10 protein-coding genes and 2 pseudogenes are annotated in these 15377 nt (G+C 61.0%); 9 read left to right on the top strand and 3 right to left on the bottom strand.

Annotated elements, in window-relative coordinates; all coding sequences use genetic code 11:
- Positions 1-146: 146 nt before the first annotated feature.
- The 4 genes and pseudogenes from CORTU0001_RS01695 to CORTU0001_RS01680 all read left to right on the top strand — a co-directional run.
- A pseudogene (locus CORTU0001_RS01695) lies at positions 147-650 on the top strand (NUDIX hydrolase); the annotation flags it as partial.
- Complete coding sequence (locus CORTU0001_RS01690; RefSeq protein ID WP_005326915.1) at positions 650-2845, top strand: DUF6049 family protein; 2196 nt, start codon at positions 650-652, stop codon at positions 2843-2845. The pseudogene CORTU0001_RS01695 and the gene CORTU0001_RS01690, both read left to right, overlap by 1 nt.
- 18 nt (positions 2846-2863) lie before the next feature.
- A complete protein-coding gene (gene murJ / locus CORTU0001_RS01685) occupies positions 2864-6292 on the top strand; it encodes a murein biosynthesis integral membrane protein MurJ (protein WP_005326911.1) in 3429 nt (1142 codons plus the stop codon).
- Positions 6289-6795, top strand: a pseudogene (locus tag CORTU0001_RS01680) (YceI family protein); the annotation flags it as partial. The gene murJ and the pseudogene CORTU0001_RS01680, both read left to right, overlap by 4 nt.
- Before the next feature lie 154 nt (positions 6796-6949).
- On the opposite strand, the gene CORTU0001_RS01675 reads toward CORTU0001_RS01680, so the two are convergent.
- A complete protein-coding gene (locus tag CORTU0001_RS01675; protein ID WP_005326899.1) occupies positions 6950-7660 on the bottom strand; it encodes an IS6 family transposase in 711 nt (236 codons plus the stop codon).
- Positions 7661-7969: 309 nt separating this feature from the next.
- On the opposite strand from CORTU0001_RS01675, the gene pepN reads away from it, so the two are divergent.
- The 5 genes from pepN to CORTU0001_RS01650 all read left to right on the top strand — a co-directional run bounded on the left by pepN (position 7970) and on the right by CORTU0001_RS01650 (position 13736).
- On the top strand, positions 7970-10495 hold the full coding sequence (gene pepN / locus CORTU0001_RS01670; RefSeq protein WP_005326898.1) for an aminopeptidase N: 2526 nt from the start codon (positions 7970-7972) through the stop codon (positions 10493-10495).
- 82 nt (positions 10496-10577) lie between these two features.
- A complete protein-coding gene (locus tag CORTU0001_RS01665) occupies positions 10578-11126 on the top strand; it encodes an RNA polymerase sigma factor (RefSeq protein ID WP_005326897.1) in 549 nt (182 codons plus the stop codon).
- A gap of 84 nt (positions 11127-11210) precedes the next feature.
- On the top strand, positions 11211-12137 hold the full coding sequence (gene trxB, locus CORTU0001_RS01660; protein ID WP_005326896.1) for a thioredoxin-disulfide reductase: 927 nt from the start codon (positions 11211-11213) through the stop codon (positions 12135-12137).
- 6 nt (positions 12138-12143) lie between these two features.
- Positions 12144-12467 (top strand): thioredoxin, encoded by a 324-nt coding sequence (gene trxA, locus CORTU0001_RS01655; RefSeq protein ID WP_005326021.1) that lies wholly within the window; start codon positions 12144-12146, stop codon positions 12465-12467.
- Between the two features lie 87 nt (positions 12468-12554).
- A complete protein-coding gene (locus tag CORTU0001_RS01650) occupies positions 12555-13736 on the top strand; it encodes an N-acetylmuramoyl-L-alanine amidase (RefSeq protein ID WP_005326895.1) in 1182 nt (393 codons plus the stop codon).
- Between the two features lie 9 nt (positions 13737-13745).
- Here CORTU0001_RS01650 and CORTU0001_RS01645 read toward each other — a convergent pair whose 3' ends face one another.
- Positions 13746-14324 carry a 2-methylaconitate cis-trans isomerase PrpF family protein gene (locus CORTU0001_RS01645; protein WP_005326892.1) on the bottom strand — a complete coding sequence of 193 codons (579 nt, stop codon included), beginning with the start codon at positions 14322-14324 and terminating at the stop codon, positions 13746-13748.
- A gap of 9 nt (positions 14325-14333) precedes the next feature.
- Entirely contained in the window at positions 14334-15374 is a 1041-nt protein-coding gene (locus CORTU0001_RS01640) for a ParB/RepB/Spo0J family partition protein (protein ID WP_005326890.1), read from the bottom strand.
- Positions 15375-15377 lie beyond the last annotated feature (3 nt).

Raw genomic sequence — 15377 nt, 5'->3', positions numbered from 1 at the left:
CTAACCAAGAACAGGGCCCCTCCAAGGGAGGCGGCCGCAACCGCAACCGGTCTCGGCGCAGGCGGCGCCGCCGGCCGGATAATCGCGCGCGCCGCACCACTCAGCAGCGCAAGCCCTACCGCGGTGGCAATGGCCAATCCACGGCCATGGAAACCCGCGATGAAACCTCCGCGGGCGGCCTCGTTGTCTCCGGCTTGGCGGAGTGCGTCGATGCCAATGGCAATGTCGACCTTTCCCGGCTCTATGTGGCGCTCATTGGCCGCCTTGACCGCCGCGGGCGCCTGCTGTGGTCCATGCCCAAGGGCCACGTGGAAAATGGCGAGGCCAAGGAGGTTACCGCTGAACGCGAGGTATGGGAAGAAACCGGCATTTCTGGTGAGGTTTTTGCGGACCTCGGCATGATTGATTACTGGTTCGTCTCTGATGGGGTGCGCATCCATAAGACCGTGCACCACCACTTGCTGCGTTTTGTAGACGGCATTATGAACGATGAGGATCCAGAGGTCACTGAGGTCTCGTGGATCCCCGTCTCTGAACTCATCGAGCACTTGGCCTACGCCGATGAGCGCAAGCTGGCGCGCATCGCGCATGATCTCCTTCCCGATCTCGCACGAAAGGAAGCCGCGGCGGGGAAAGTGACCCCACGGTAATGCGCCTACGCCTGAAGTCTTGGGCCGCCGTGGGCGGCTGCATGGCGGTAGCGGGGTGGGGCTTGTGCCTGCCGCTACCAGAAGCCGCCGCGCAGATGGACGCGGCCGCCGAAAAGCAGCAGGATATCCAGGCATGGTTGGGTGCGCGCGGGCCGGAGCGGGCCAACCTTGATCTCCTTGCGGCTGAGCCTTTTTCCGTGGGCAAGGACCTGAAACTGACCTTCCGGCTGCACAATCCTACCGATGAAGCCATGGAGGATCTCCAGCTCACGAGCCGCCGCGGCGATGCCGTGGAGGACACCGCGCAGGCACGCACGCAGCTGGCCACCGGCGAATTCCCGTATTACGGTCCCAGCACTTCCACCGCGCCCCTGCAGCCGGGCGAATCCCGGGAGGTCACCTTCCAGGTTCCTACCTCCCTGCACGGCGAGCAGACCCTGGCCATCGAAGAGCCTGGCTCCTATCCGCTGCTCTTTACCCTCACCGGCACCGTAGGCGGCGAGGCGGTCAGCTTTGCGGAGGAACGCCTCGTAGGCCAGGTGAAGGGGAAGGAGCAGGCGCTTGGCGATGCCCCCTCGGATCCCACACCCCACGATCTCACCGTGGTCTATCCCATCAGCGCCGATATTGACTCGGTACCAGGCGGCGCTGGGGGAGAGGACCTTATCCTCTCCTCTGATGAGCTGGCCGGTGAGCTGGCGGAGGGTGGCCGGCTCGATCGCTTGGTCAGCACGTATGCCAACCATGATCTGCGCGGGGCAGGCTGCGTAGCCATCGATCCCGCCCTTTTGGATACGGTCAACCGCATGGCGGAGGGCTATAAGGTAGGTTCGGCCCGCCCACCTCAAGCCGAGCGCCCTAAGCGCCTGCGCGATTCGTGGTTTACTAACGAGGACGATGTGCACCTCGAACCCGGCACGGGGAAAGAGGATGCTGCCCGCTGGCTCAAGCGCCTGCGCGAGCTCGATTGCTTTATGTCTATGCCGTGGGCGAACGCCAATGCTTCCTCCGTGGCCAAGGCGAATAATCCCTTCCTTACTTATGAGGGGCTACAACGCGGCAATCACACCATCGAGCGAATCCTCGGTGCCAAGCCGGCCACCACCGTGCTCGCGGTCGGCTCCGGCTATGTGGATCAGCAACTGCCCCTGCCCGCGTTGGTGGCGGATAATACTTCGTGGCCCGGCCGCGCCGTGACTTTCGACGCCTCCCTGGGCGCCCTCCTCGCCCAAACCGGCTCCAAGCCACAGACGGTGGGATATTCCAACCCGGAGTTGCGCTACGATTACTCGCTCGATTCCGATCTTTCTCGTGCCATCACCGGCGGCGCCGCGTTGAGCTTGGCCGCAAGCGATGACACCGTGGCGCGCTTGCCCAATTACTTGGATCCCAGCGCGGCCGAGTACGCACTCGACTCTGCCGAGGCGCTCATCGCTTCCGGTAAGTCCCATCCGCGCACCGTCGGCAGCCTGAAGCAGGAGACCGCGGAGCCCGGTTCACTACCTGGCAGCCCCTTTAGCGATCCCGCCGCCTTTGCCGAATCCGACATCGTCCGCGTGGAGCAGCAAGCCCGCTATACCGATGAGCTGATGAATATCATGGTCGATGATCCAGATATCGCACTCACTCGCTATGAATTTGTCTTGCCTTTGCGCCGGGATCTGCTCGCCGCCCTCTCGCTGACCAACCGCGATAGCTTGGGCGCCAATGCGGAGGCGCAGCGCCGGTTCACTGACACGATGGACGTGCATTCGGATACGCTGCGGGACCTGCGTTCTTCTGTGGCGCTTATCCCACCGGGCAATGTCTATACCCGCGTATCCGAGTCATCGCCGCTGCTCATCGTGGCAGAAAATGGCCTGCCACTACCGGTGGAGGCCAAGCTGCAATACGATGCCCCCGATGGCGCGCGCCTCAACACACCCAAGAGCGTCCGTATTCCGGCCAAGGGCTCTATTACTGTATCCATGACCGCCGATATGCCTAAGGACGCCGATCGCACGGACATTGGCCTATGGCTTGCTACCCCAGAAAAGCAAACCATCTCCGAGCCCATCAATATCGCTGTGCAAACGCGTGCCGGTATCGTAGGCGTGTATGGCGTCGGCATAGCCGGCGCCCTTGCGCTGGTCTTAGCCACGCTCTTCCGGCTAGGCCGCCATCGGCGCAAAAAATCACAAAGGCTTAAAAAGTAAGTTGAAGTTGTATCCTCTATGACTGATAAGACTGGCCGCGAGGCCGAACACGTGGAGAAGTCACCTGCGGGTGTAGTTGACCCGAAGGATGCCGCCGTGCCGGCAGAGCACCCCGCCCCGGCGGGTGCCCGCGGCCGCATCGTCCAGGCCTCTCCTCCCGCTCCGGTACCAGAAAAGCGCCCCACCCCAGCGGTGAAGGACACCACCGTTCCTCCTGAGGAGGATAAGTCCGCGCTCACTGGACGCAACGCGGACAATGAATCATCCAATCAGGATGTCATCCGCGCAACAGGCACGATGGCCATCGCGACGCTGCTGTCCCGCATCACTGGCTTCTTGCGCCAGATGCTCATCGGCGCCACGCTCGGCGCCACGGTGGGAACTGCGTTTAGTAGCGCCAACCAGATCCCCAACCTCGTCACCGAGATCGTTTTGGGTGCGGTGCTGACCTCTCTGGTCGTGCCCGTCCTCGTGCGGGCCGAAAAGGAAGACACGGACCGCGGTGAGACCTTTGTCCGGCGGCTATTTACCCTGGCCTTTTCCATCCTGGGCATAGTTACCATCGCCTCAGTGGTGCTAGCACCCTTCTTAACCAGGATGATGCTGCCGGAAGATTCCAAGGCCAATGCCGTACAGGCAACTTCCTTGGCCTTCTTGCTGCTGCCGCAGATTCTTTTCTACGGCCTCTTCGCCCTCTTCCAGGCCGTCCTTAATACCAAGAATGTCTTTGGTCCGGGCGCCTGGGCGCCGGTGATCAATAACTTCATCTCCATTAGCGTGCTGCTGGCTTATCGCTTCCTGCCAGGCGAGCTCGACCCGCATGAACCCACGCCGGTGGCCGATCCACACGTCATGCTCTTGGGCTTGGGCACCACCACAGCGGTCATGGTGCAGTGCCTCATCCTATTGCCGTATCTCAAGAAGGCCGGAATTAATCTGCGCCCTAAGTGGGGCTTGGATGCCCGCATCAAGCAATTCGGCGGCATGGCTTTGGCCATTATTACTTATGTGGCCATCTCCCAGCTGGGCTACGTGGTCACCTCTCGCGTGGCCGCCTATGCGGATGCCGGCGCCCCGCTGGTCTATCAGAATGCCTGGCTCATGCTGCAGGTGCCTTATGGCGTTATCGGCGTGACGCTCCTGACGGCGATTATGCCGCGCCTGTCCCGCAACGCCGCCGACGGCGATGTAGATGCCGTGGTCCGCGATCTCACCTTGGGCTCCAAGCTGACCTTCATCGCGCTTATCCCCATCGTCATCTTCATGACCGGCTTCGGCGTTCCTATCGCCCGCGCCCTCTTCCAGTACGGTGCCTACGGCGCCGAGAGCGCCGAGCAGCTCGGCCTGACCATCAGCTTCTCCGCCTTCACACTCATCCCGTATGCCTTGGTGCTGCTGCACCTGCGCGTGTTCTATGCCCGCGAGGAAGCCTGGACGCCAACCTTCATCATCGCCGGCATCACGCTGACCAAGATCGTCCTCACTCTCTTGGCACCATTGATGACGTCCAACCCGGACCGCGTGGTGATTCTGCTCGGTACGGCCAATGGCTTTGGCTTCGTCTCCGGTGCGGTCATTGGCGGCTTCCTACTCAAGCGCAAGCTCGGCAGCCTCGGCGGCAAGGCCGTCACGCAGACCGTGCTGTGGGCTTCCGGTTCCGGCCTAGTGGGCTTGGTTGTCTCCTGGGTGCTGTATTGGGGCGTGAATTACCTCCTCCCGGAGAATCTGCCGTCCATCGTCTCGCTGATCAAGGTCGCGGTGCTTGGCATCATCTTCCTCATCGCCACCGGCCTGGTGCTGTCCAAGTCCTCCTTGCCGGAGGTCCAGAACCTGGCCCGTGCCCTACAGCGCATCCCGGGCATGTCCCGCTTCATCAAGGTCGATTCTTCCAAGGCCATCGAGTTGGAAGAGCCCGACGTGCCGGAAATTCAACCGGTATTCTCCCAGGACGCCTTCAACGCCACCCTGGTACCGCCACCGATGTCCGCCGGTATCGTCCGCGGACCACGCCTCGTGCCGGGCGCCCCGGTATCGGATGGCCGCTTCCGCCTGCTCCAAGATCACGGTGCGGTCACTGGTGCGCAGTTCTGGCAGGCACGCGAACAGTCCACCGGCCGACTGGTCGCCTTGACGTTCGTCGATACCAATAGCCTGGCGCCAATTGCGCCGGCGACGCCAGGAGTTGCCGCCCGCCGCTCCGCAGAGATTTCGCGCAATACCCGCCGCCTTGCCGAGCTGGAGCTCGATACCGTGGCGGATAATATCCAAGTTCTGTCTTATCGCACTGGCTGCCTGGTAGTGGCGGATTGGTTTGAGGGCACCTCCCTTAAGCAGGTGGCTGAGGCCGATAACCTCGATCCCCATTCCGTGGCTCGTGCTACTGCACCGCTATTTGCTGACGCCGCCGCTGCCCACGATGCCGGCCTCATCCTCGGCGTGGAACACCGCGACCGTTTCCGCGTCTCTACCGATGGCGTGGTCAAGGTTGCCTTCCCCGCCGTGCTGGACGGCACCTCCGCAGCCACCGACCGCGAGGCTTTGAGCTCCGCCCTCGAGCTGCTTGTGGAGTCCACGGAACCTTCACCGAAGAAGCTGCGCGATATTTCTGAGGACGCCAACCTCCCCGCGGACGAGGCCGCCCAGCGCGTCGAAGATGCGCACTACGCGCTCGATAGTGCTGATGAGGACAGCCGCGAGGAAAAGATGGAGGAGCTGCAAGAGGCACAGGCGCTAACCTTGGCCGGCATCGCCCAGCGCCTGCGCGACTTCGCACCGGATGAACCAGAAGAAGCACCTGAAGCCCTGCCGGTGAAGGCACAGGTAGAACCGGACGAAGAGGATGACCCGGCGCAAGAACCCGGCTTCGGCGGCCGCGGTTATTCCGGTTCCGGCGTCATCGTCATCGGCATCTTCGCCACCATCTTCGTCGTCGCAATGGCCGCGCTCACCACCTGGATCATGTCCTTGCTCAGCAATGTGGAGGCATCCAACCCGGTCAGCGAGACCATCCACGGCAGCACGGACATTCCGGATACCCCGCCGGTGCGTCTCCAGCCTTCCTCTGCGGTTACCGTCCCTGATAACAAAGACTATGCAGCGCTTATCGACGGCAAAACGGCCACCACTTGGTCCACCGAAGAGGAGGACACCGGCGTCCTCGTCACCTTGGATACGCCAACGCACCTTGCGGTCCTGCCGGTGGTGCAGTCCAACTCCACTGGGGCGAAGTACGCCGTCTATGGCGTAAATCAGGACAGCTTCAATCCGGAGAATCCACAAGCTGGCTCCCTGCACCAACTGGCCAGGGGCAAGTTCGAAAGCGGCAAGGAAGATATCGAGCTGGAGGAAACCACCGAGCAATTCGACGGCCTCCTCCTCATGATCACCGAGCTGCCCAAGTCCGATAAGGCAACCATCGCAGACATTGGTCTCGTCGGGCAGCCCTAGGCACAACCCACACCGCTATCGGATTCGTCGCCAAGCATGCAATGGTCACCAAGGTTCGCGGTAACTTCGCAGACTTCGAAGGCACCATTACCGTGGCCGAGAACATCGCTGAGTCCGCTGCTAAGGCCACTATCCGCACCGCTTCCATCACCACCGGCAACGATGACCGCGATGCACACGTAAAGAACGAGGACTTCTTCGCAGTAGAGCAGTACCCGGAAATCACCTTCAAGGCCACCAACCTCAACGTTGATGAGAATGGCAACGGCACCGTCACCGGTGACCTCACCATTAAGGACACCACCAAGTCCGTTGACCTCGACGTTGAAGACGTTGCTACCGCTGAGGACCCCTTTGGCAATACCCGCTTGGGCTTCGAGGCAACCACCAAGATCAACCGCAAGGACTTCGGCATCGACTTCAACGCGCCGCTGAAGACCGGCGGCGTGCTGGTCTCCGAGGAGATCAAGATTGAGCTCGAGGTCTCCGCTATCAAGCAGTAGACCCATAACCCCAGACACACTAGAAGCATTGAGCTTCCCCAAGCCCGCAGCCACCTTTGGCTGTGGGCTTTTTCTTGGTGCTGTTGCAAAGTTGGGCGGAGAGCCGAGACGACCCAGTTTCTCATTTCCTGATGGCCGCTGCGTGCCGGCGTTCTCAGGCCGTCTCGAAGACCCGGTTGACGATCACCGCGTCCGGATTGGGGTGCCCATAAGCAAACATCGTGCCCTGACCTTTCCGTAATGAATGCATCGCTTCCATCCCTTTCAACGTCCGGTAGGCGGAAATTCGGTTTTTGAACGCCCCCTTCGGTCCCAGGATTCTTTTAAGTCGGCCATGATCTCCCTCGAGAACGTTGTTCAGGTATTTCACCTGCCGGTGCTCCACCGTCTGAGGGCAGATTCCCTCCGCCTTCAGCTCGGATATTGCCTTGGCCAGAGCTGGTGCCTTGTCGGTGTTGATGACCCGCGGGGACCCGGCTGTCGTATTCGATCGCAGCGTCTTGGCCAGGAAACGCTTGGCCGCAGCCACATTCCGTTTTGGTGAGAGGTAGAAGTCTAAGGTCTGCCCACCGGCGGTAATAGCCCGGTAGAGATAGCACCACGTGCCGCCGACCCGGATATAGGTCTCATCCACCCGCCAGGACCGGGCCTGCCAGTCGGGTACCTGCCGGTACCAGCGAGTGTGCTTATCCAGCTCAGGGGCGTATTTCTGCACCCAGCGGTAGATCGTGGTGTGATCGACTGGCACACCCCGCTCGGTCATCATTTCTTCGAGGTCGCGGTAGCTCACGCCGTAGCGGCAGTACCACCGCACTGCCCACAGGATGATGTCACGGGGGAAATGGCGACCGGAGAAGATGCCCATGGCTCTGATTATTTCACGCCGGTCTTTCTACTGCCCCAACTTTGCAACAGCACCTTATGTTTACAGAAAGTGGTGAGTGTGGTGTTATCGCCTGACGGTTTCCATAGGTTGCATCCCTCAGTGTGGTGTGACGCTTGCTGATGGTCACTGACATCTTGCGCCACTTGAAGAGTGTGAGACGGCAAAAACTAATCCAACTGGTCCACAGCGAGGTCCCAATACCCGCTGGGTAGTTTGCCTCTAAAAGGCAGCGGAACTTAGACCCCAACCCCGCACCCTACGTGACGGCGGTAACTATAGTTCGTAGACATGACCGCACCACAAAATAAGACGCAGCACGAGTTGCTCCAAGAACGCGCAGCGGCAGTGGACCTGCGCGCCTATCACCTCCACCTCGATCTCTCGGAGGTACTCGATAGCCCCACCTACCGCGTGACTACCCGCCTCGAGCTCAGCAGCAGCGAACCCGAGCTTTTCCTTGATTACCTGGGCGAATCCGTCGCGGAGGTCAAGGTCAATGGCACCCCGCAGGAGGTGGATTTTGATGGCAGCATCATCCGGCTGCACGGCCTGCCGGTAGGGGAGGAGCTCGCTATCGAGGTCACCAGCCACTCGCGCTATTCGCGCACCGGCCAGGGTCTGCATCGGATGCACGATCAGGCCGATGACGCGACCTACCTGTATTCACACCTCGAGCCTTCCGATGCCCGCCGCATCTTCCCCTGCCTAGAGCAGCCGGATCTCAAGGCCGTCTTCCACGTGCGCATGACCGCACCGAAAAAGTGGCAGATCCTTTCCAACCAACCGGAAGTCGAACGCCACGAGGAGGGGGAGCTCGCCACCGTTACTTTTGCGCCGACCCCGCCGCTGTCGACGTACCTGACTTCTTTCGCCGCCGGCCCCTACCAGTACCAAGAGCGCACCTGGACCTCCCCGGATGGCAGCCACTCGGCACAGCTGCGCGCCTTTGCGCGCGCGTCCATGTTTGAGCACCTGGACGAGGAAATCCTAGAACTTACCGCCCAAGGCATGGACTTTTTCCACCAGAACTTTGGCTATCCCTATCCGTGGGGCAAGTACGATTCCATCTTTGTACCCGAATACAACCTCGGCGCGATGGAAAATCCCGGCCTGGTGACGTTTACGGAGAACTACATCTTCCGCTCCCGCGCTACCCGCGCGCAGCATGCCGGCCGTGCAAATACCATCCTGCACGAGATGTCCCATATGTGGTTCGGTGATCTGGTCACTCCGCAGTGGTGGGATGACCTGTGGCTCAAGGAGTCCTTCGCGGAATTTATGGGCGCGGATTCTTCCGTCCACGGCACCGACTACGCCGCGGCCTGGGCCAATTTTGCCGGCGCCCGCAAGAACTGGGCCTACCTGCAGGATCAGCTGCCCACCACGCACCCAATTAAGGCGGAGATCCCGGACGTAGATGCCGCGCGCCAAAATTTCGACGGCATCACCTATGCCAAGGGCGCGGCGGTGCTCAAGCAACTGGTGCACTATGTCGGTCGCGATAATTTCTACGCCGGTGCGCGCGACTACTTCCAGGAACACGCCTTTGCCGCCGCCACCTTTGATGACCTCCTGCAGGCGCTCAAGAAGCACACGGACCGCGATCTTGATGCCTGGTCGCAGGCCTGGCTGCGCACCTGGGGCCCGGACACCCTCACCCCGGAGTTGCACACCGAAGGCGAGAAAATTGCGGAGCTGGCAATCAGTGCAGACGCCGAGGACGTCACCCGACCGCACCGCCTGACCGCTTCGCTCTTTGATGCATCCCTGCACAAGTACCGCGAGATCGACATCGATCTCCCCGCCGGCGATGGCACCACCCGCACCATCATCGATGAAGCGGCCGGTCTTCCGGCCCCGGCATTGCTGCTGCTTAACGACGCCGACCATACCTACGCCAAGATCCGCTTCGACGAGGCCTCCCTAGACACAGCGAGTGAGCGCCTGACCGACATCGAGGATGAATTGACCCGCGCGGTAATCTGGACCGCCCTGTGGAACCTCACCCGCGATGGGGAAATGTCGGCGATTGACTATGTGGGGGTCGTCGTCAAGCACGAAGCCTACGAGACCAACACGACGCTGCTGGCTGCTGCCTGCGCCAATGCCAACTTTGCGATTGCCCACTATGTTGCAGACGCCGACCGCGAGCAGGTCCGCACCGACTATGCCGAGGCGATCTGGGGCCACCTGGACGAGGCCGAACCAGCCTCGGACGCGCAGCTTGTGCTCGCTCGCGCCGCCATCCGCGCACTCGCCGCAACGCCGGAGGAATCAGGTACCGCGCGCCTTAAGGCCCTGCTCTCCGGTGGCATTGCCGGCCTTCGCGTGGACCCCGAAATCCGCTGGTCGATCTTGCGCGCCCTCGCGGCCCGCAATGCCGTAACCCCGGCCGAGCTCGAAGAGGAAAAGCAGCGCGATAATACGCTGACCGGCGCTACCGAATTCCTCGGCGCCAGCCACGCCTTCCCCACGCCGGAGACCAAGCGCTCCGCGTTCGATAAGGCACTTACGCCCGGCGCATATTCCAATGCCGAGGTGGACGCACTGGTCGCCGGTTTCAATGCCCCGCGCTCAGCTAGCCTGCAGGAGGCCTTTGCGGAGGAGTTCTTCTCCCGCGTGGAAGACATCTGGGCCGCGCACCCGATTGAGATTGCTAACCGCCTCATCCGCGGCTTCTACCCGGAGTTGCCGATGGCCGATGCCGCCACCACGCGCCTGCTGCACCGAAAGCTGCCAGGAGCGCTGCGCCGTATCCTGCTGGAATGCCGCGATAACCTGCGGCGCACCCTCCGCGTGCGGGCTGGTCAATAAACTGTACAGCCTAGCGCTCGCGCCCTAGTTCCCCTCGGGTCACACTGTGTATAACAGTTGTTGATCCGGGGGGAATCTACATATGACGCTCAGTCATGACCGCAGTGACGAAGAACTAGTTGATGCTTTTATTGAGGGGGACAATAAGGCCTTTTCCGCCATCGTGGAACGCCACCGCACGCGGCTGACCACGGTAGCGCGGCGCTACACCAGAAACGATCACGATGCCCAAGATGTGGTCCAGGAAGCCTTCCTGCGCGCCAGCTGCAACCTGCACTCCTATCGCCGCGAGTCTGCGCTATCGACCTGGCTGCACCGGCTGGTGAAAAACTCTGGCTATGACTACTTGAACCACCGTTCTAACAGGGAAAATGCTTCATTAGATGCGGAGGACTTTGATGACGATCGCAACCCGCTGCTCGCGCATAACCCTTCCGAAAACCTAGCGGAGCAGCTGGTGGTGCGCGAGGCAATGCAGTTGCTGCGGGAGGATCAGCGCGAGGCGCTGGTGCTTACCGACGTCGCCGGGTTCCGCGTCGGCGAAGTTGCCACCGCCCAAGGGGTAAAGCCCGGCACCATCAAATCCCGCCGCGCCCGAGCGAGGGAAGTCCTACGCGCCGCCATGGGGTGAGTTTGCTAATACCGACGTTTGTCAGCGCGGCGGGTAGACTCAGGGCGTTACGCGAAACCACACTCTGATTTAAGGGAGTTAGCAATGACCGTCCACGATGTTGCCATCGTAGGTTCCGGCCCTGCCGGTTACACCGCCGCGCTGTACGCGGCACGCGCCGAGCTCAACCCGATTGTCTTCGAGGGCTTCGAGTACGGCGGCGAGCTTATGAATACCACCGAGGTAGAAAACTACCCCGGCTTCCAAAAGGGCATCATGGGCCCAGAGCTCATGGAAGAAATGCGCGCCCAGGCCATCCGCTTCGGTGCGGATTTGCGCATGGAAGTCGTTGACTCCGTAGAGCTGGAAGGCGATATTAAAAAGCTGCACGTGGGTGACGAGCTCTTTGAGGCCCGCACCGTTATCCTCGCCACCGGTGCCGCCCCGCGCCACCTCGGCGTTCCCGGTGAGGAAGAACTCTCCGGCCGCGGTGTATCCACCTGCGCTACGTGCGATGGCTTCTTCTTCAAGGGCCACAATATTGCCGTTATCGGCGGCGGCGACTCTGCCATGGAGGAGGCTACCTTCCTCACCAAGTTCGCGGACTCTGTCACCATTGTGAACCGCTCCGAGAACTTCCGCGCCTCCAAGATCATGCTGGAGCGCGCCCAGGCCAACGAAAAGATCAAGTGGGAGACCAATAAGGTCGTCGAAGAAGTTATTGAAGCCGATGGCAAGGTCGGCGGACTCAAACTCAAGGACGTCACCAACGGCGAGACTTCCACTTTGGACGTCACTGCCATGTTCGTAGCAATTGGCCATGATCCGCGCTCTTCCTTCCTCAATGATCAGGTCAAGCTCAATGACAACGGCTATGTTGTAGTTGAACAACCCACCACCAAGACCTCCCTGCCAGGCGTTTTCGCCTGCGGTGACTTGGTGGATGACCACTACCAGCAGGCAATTACCGCGGCCGGCTCCGGTTGCCGTGCGGCAATTGATGCGGAACATTTCCTCGCAGAAAACCGTTAATTCAGTATGAGCAACGTCAAGAAAGTAACCACCGATACGTTCCGTAAGGACGTCATCGAGTCCGATAAGCCCGTCATCGTCGACTTCTGGGCCGAGTGGTGTGGCCCGTGCAAGAAGCTTTCCCCCATCCTGGAAGAGGTAGCGGAGGAGTTGGACGGCCAAGTCACCGTCGCCAAGGTTAACGTCGATGAAGAGCGCAACCTAGGCGCCATGTTCCAGATCATGTCCATCCCCAATGTGCTGATTTTCAACCACGGCGAGAAAGTGGACGAATTTGTGGGTCTGCGTTCTAAAGATGACATCGTGGCGCAAGTGAAAAAGCAGCTTTAACTGTTAATCTAATTCCTATTAGATTAAGCGTGTAGAAATTCTGGAATGCGGCCCTAACTAAAGCGGGCTGTGAAAGGGGTATAAGGCGTGAATCGCGTTCTTCGAGTCGGCGATACAAGCGTGCGTGTAGCTGAGGCTCGCGCTACCTTGGCCCGTCTCGGCCTCTTGTCAGATTTCAAGGGGGAACTTTCTGCGTGGAAGAAGCAGAAGTACTCCGAGAGCGACAAGAGCTTTGATGCCAATTTGTCTGAGGTCCTCAAGGCCTTCCAGCAATCCCGCGGTATCGTGCCCACGGGCGAAATCGACGATCTCACCCTGCGCGAACTGCGCCAAGCCTCATACACGCTCGGCAGCCGCGTCCTTAGCTACGAGCCTGCGAATGAGCTGGTGGGTGACGATATCTCGCAGCTCCAGCAACAACTGCAGGAGCTCGGCTTCTACCAGCAGCGCGTGGACGGCCACTTCGGTACTAATACCCACGCGGCCCTGAAGGAATATCAGCACAACTGCGGCCTGCAAGAAGATGGTGTGTGCGGCCCGGCCACCATCCGCGCCCTTGGACTGCTCGGCCGCCGTATTACCGGTGGTTCCGCGCACAATATCCAAGAGCGTGAGCGCGTCCGCAATGCCGGCCCTAAGCTGGCGGGCAAGCGCGTTGTCATCGATCCCGCCTTGAGCGGCGGCGAAGCCGGCCAGCTGGTCAAGGGTCGCTTCGGTGATATTTCCGAGCAGGAAATCCTGTGGGACCTCACCCAGCGCATCGAGGGGCGCATGATTGCCGCGGGCATGGAAACCATCATCTCCCGTCCTCGGACCTCCGATGCGGACGTCAAGTCCCGCGCCGAACTGGCAAACGCCTTCGATGCGGACATGGTCATTTCCCTAGCCTGCGATTCCTACCCCAATGAGAAGGCCAATGGTGTTGCCACCTTCTACTTCGGTTCCGAATCCGGCAACTCCTCACTCATTGGTGAGACCCTTTCCGGTTTCATCCAGCGCGAGATTGTCGCGCGCACTGAGCTGCTGGACTGCGGCAACCACGGCCGCACCTGGGACCTGCTGCGCTTGACCCAGATGCCGGTCATCCAGATCGTACTGGGCTACCTGACCAACCCAGAGGACATAAAGATCCTCACCAACCCGTCCCGCCGCGATGACATTGCGGAGGCGATCGTGATTGCCGTAAAGCGCATGTACCTCATGGAGCAGGACACCGCCGTAACCGGCACCTATAAGTTCTCCGAGCTGCTCCAGGCCGAACAGTCCTAGGCCTCGAATCTAGGCCAAAGCGCGGGCTAGGAGATCTTCGGCCGCTGCCGCGCTGAGCATATCGTGCTCGGGCGGCAGCTCGAGCCGCAAGCGGGGGAGTACTGGGTGATCAGCGGCTACCTCAAAGCCGGCGGAGCGCAAAGTCTCATAAGACATCAGCCCGATATAGGCCGGTTTGTGGCCCAAGAAATCCGCCGCTGCCGCTGGATCGCCGTAATAGCCAAAGGCCTCCACGGCGGTGCTGCCGCGGTTGGTGAGGTGCATAATGGCGGCGTCGACAAGCACTGCTTCAATGCCACGCCCCATTAAATGTGCTTTGACGAAGAGCGAGGTAATGATCTCCGCATCGTCTGAAATGGGGGCGGTGGGAAGCTTGGCGGCGCCGGCAGCATCCTCGCGGGAGCAAAAGAGAATGGTGGCGTCCTCACCCACAGTAAAGCCGCACTGACCAAAGGAGAGCAGGGTAGTGGCCAGCCACGCTTCCTTTTCAAAGGCGGGATCGACCACGGCGGCCTCCAGCTCCCAAAAGGTGCTGCGCGCGGCCTGGCGGTGAATGCGCGCGCCTTCGCGTACCGGCTCGAGGATCATCGCCCCGGTTTAGTGCTGGCCCTCAATGAGCGCCATGATGCGCTCGAAATCTTCTTGGTCACCAAATTCCACGACCATCTTGCCCTTGCGCTTGCCCATGGTCACGGTGACCTTGGTATCGAAACGATCAGACAGGCGCTCAGCGGAATCGGTAAAGTACTGCGGCTGCGGTGCCGGCTGCTTCTTCTTGGATTCGGCCGGCTTACCATCGCGCTTGTAGAGGGTGACTGCCTCCTCGGTCGCGCGTACGGACAGGCCCTCCGCGATGATGCGGTTGGCAATGTATTCCATGGCCTCGGTGTCATCCAAGGACAATAGGGCACGCGCGTGGCCGGCAGATAAGGTACCAGCAGCTACGCGCTTTTGTACCTCTACCGGCAGCTTGAGCAGGCGCAACATATTGGTCACCTGTGGGCGCGAACGGCCAATGCGGTCCGCCAGCTCGTTCTGGGTAACACCGAATTCTTCCAGCAGCTGCTGGTAGGCGTGCGCCTCTTCCAAGGGGTTGAGCTGTACGCGGTGGATGTTCTCCAGCAGGGCATCGCGCAACAGGTTGTCGTCCTTGGTATCGCGCACGATGGCCGGAATCGTGGCCAGGCCCGCCTTGGAGGAAGCGCGCCAACGACGCTCACCCATGATGAGCTCAAAGCCGCCTTCCTCGGAAGGACGAACGACCACAGGCTGCAACAGGCCAAACTCGCGGATCGAGTGGACGAGCTCGCCGAGTTCATCCTCGTCGAAGACCGTGCGCGGCTGCTTCGGGTTGGGGATGATATCCCCAATGGAAATCTCGCGGTAGGTCGCACCGATAGGAGCCGGGGTGGCCTGGCGCTTCTTGGAGGACTTAGAGCCAGAACCCTGCTGAATGGTGGGAGCGCCCTTTACGCGCTTGCCTTCGCCACCCTTCCGGCCCGGCTGCGGGGTGGAATTTCCCAAGATGATATCCGCGGCGGAATCGCCCAAGCGCGGCTTGCGGGTAGGGGCATCAGGACCGGACGGGATGAGTGCGGCTAGGCCTTTGCCAAGGCCGCCTTGCTTCTGTTCTGCCATGAG

Origin of the sequence: Corynebacterium tuberculostearicum SK141 (assembly GCF_000175635.1) — a bacterium.
GTDB lineage: Bacteria > Actinomycetota > Actinomycetes > Mycobacteriales > Mycobacteriaceae > Corynebacterium > Corynebacterium tuberculostearicum_C.
This window is presented reverse-complemented; position numbering and strand designations above follow the sequence as displayed.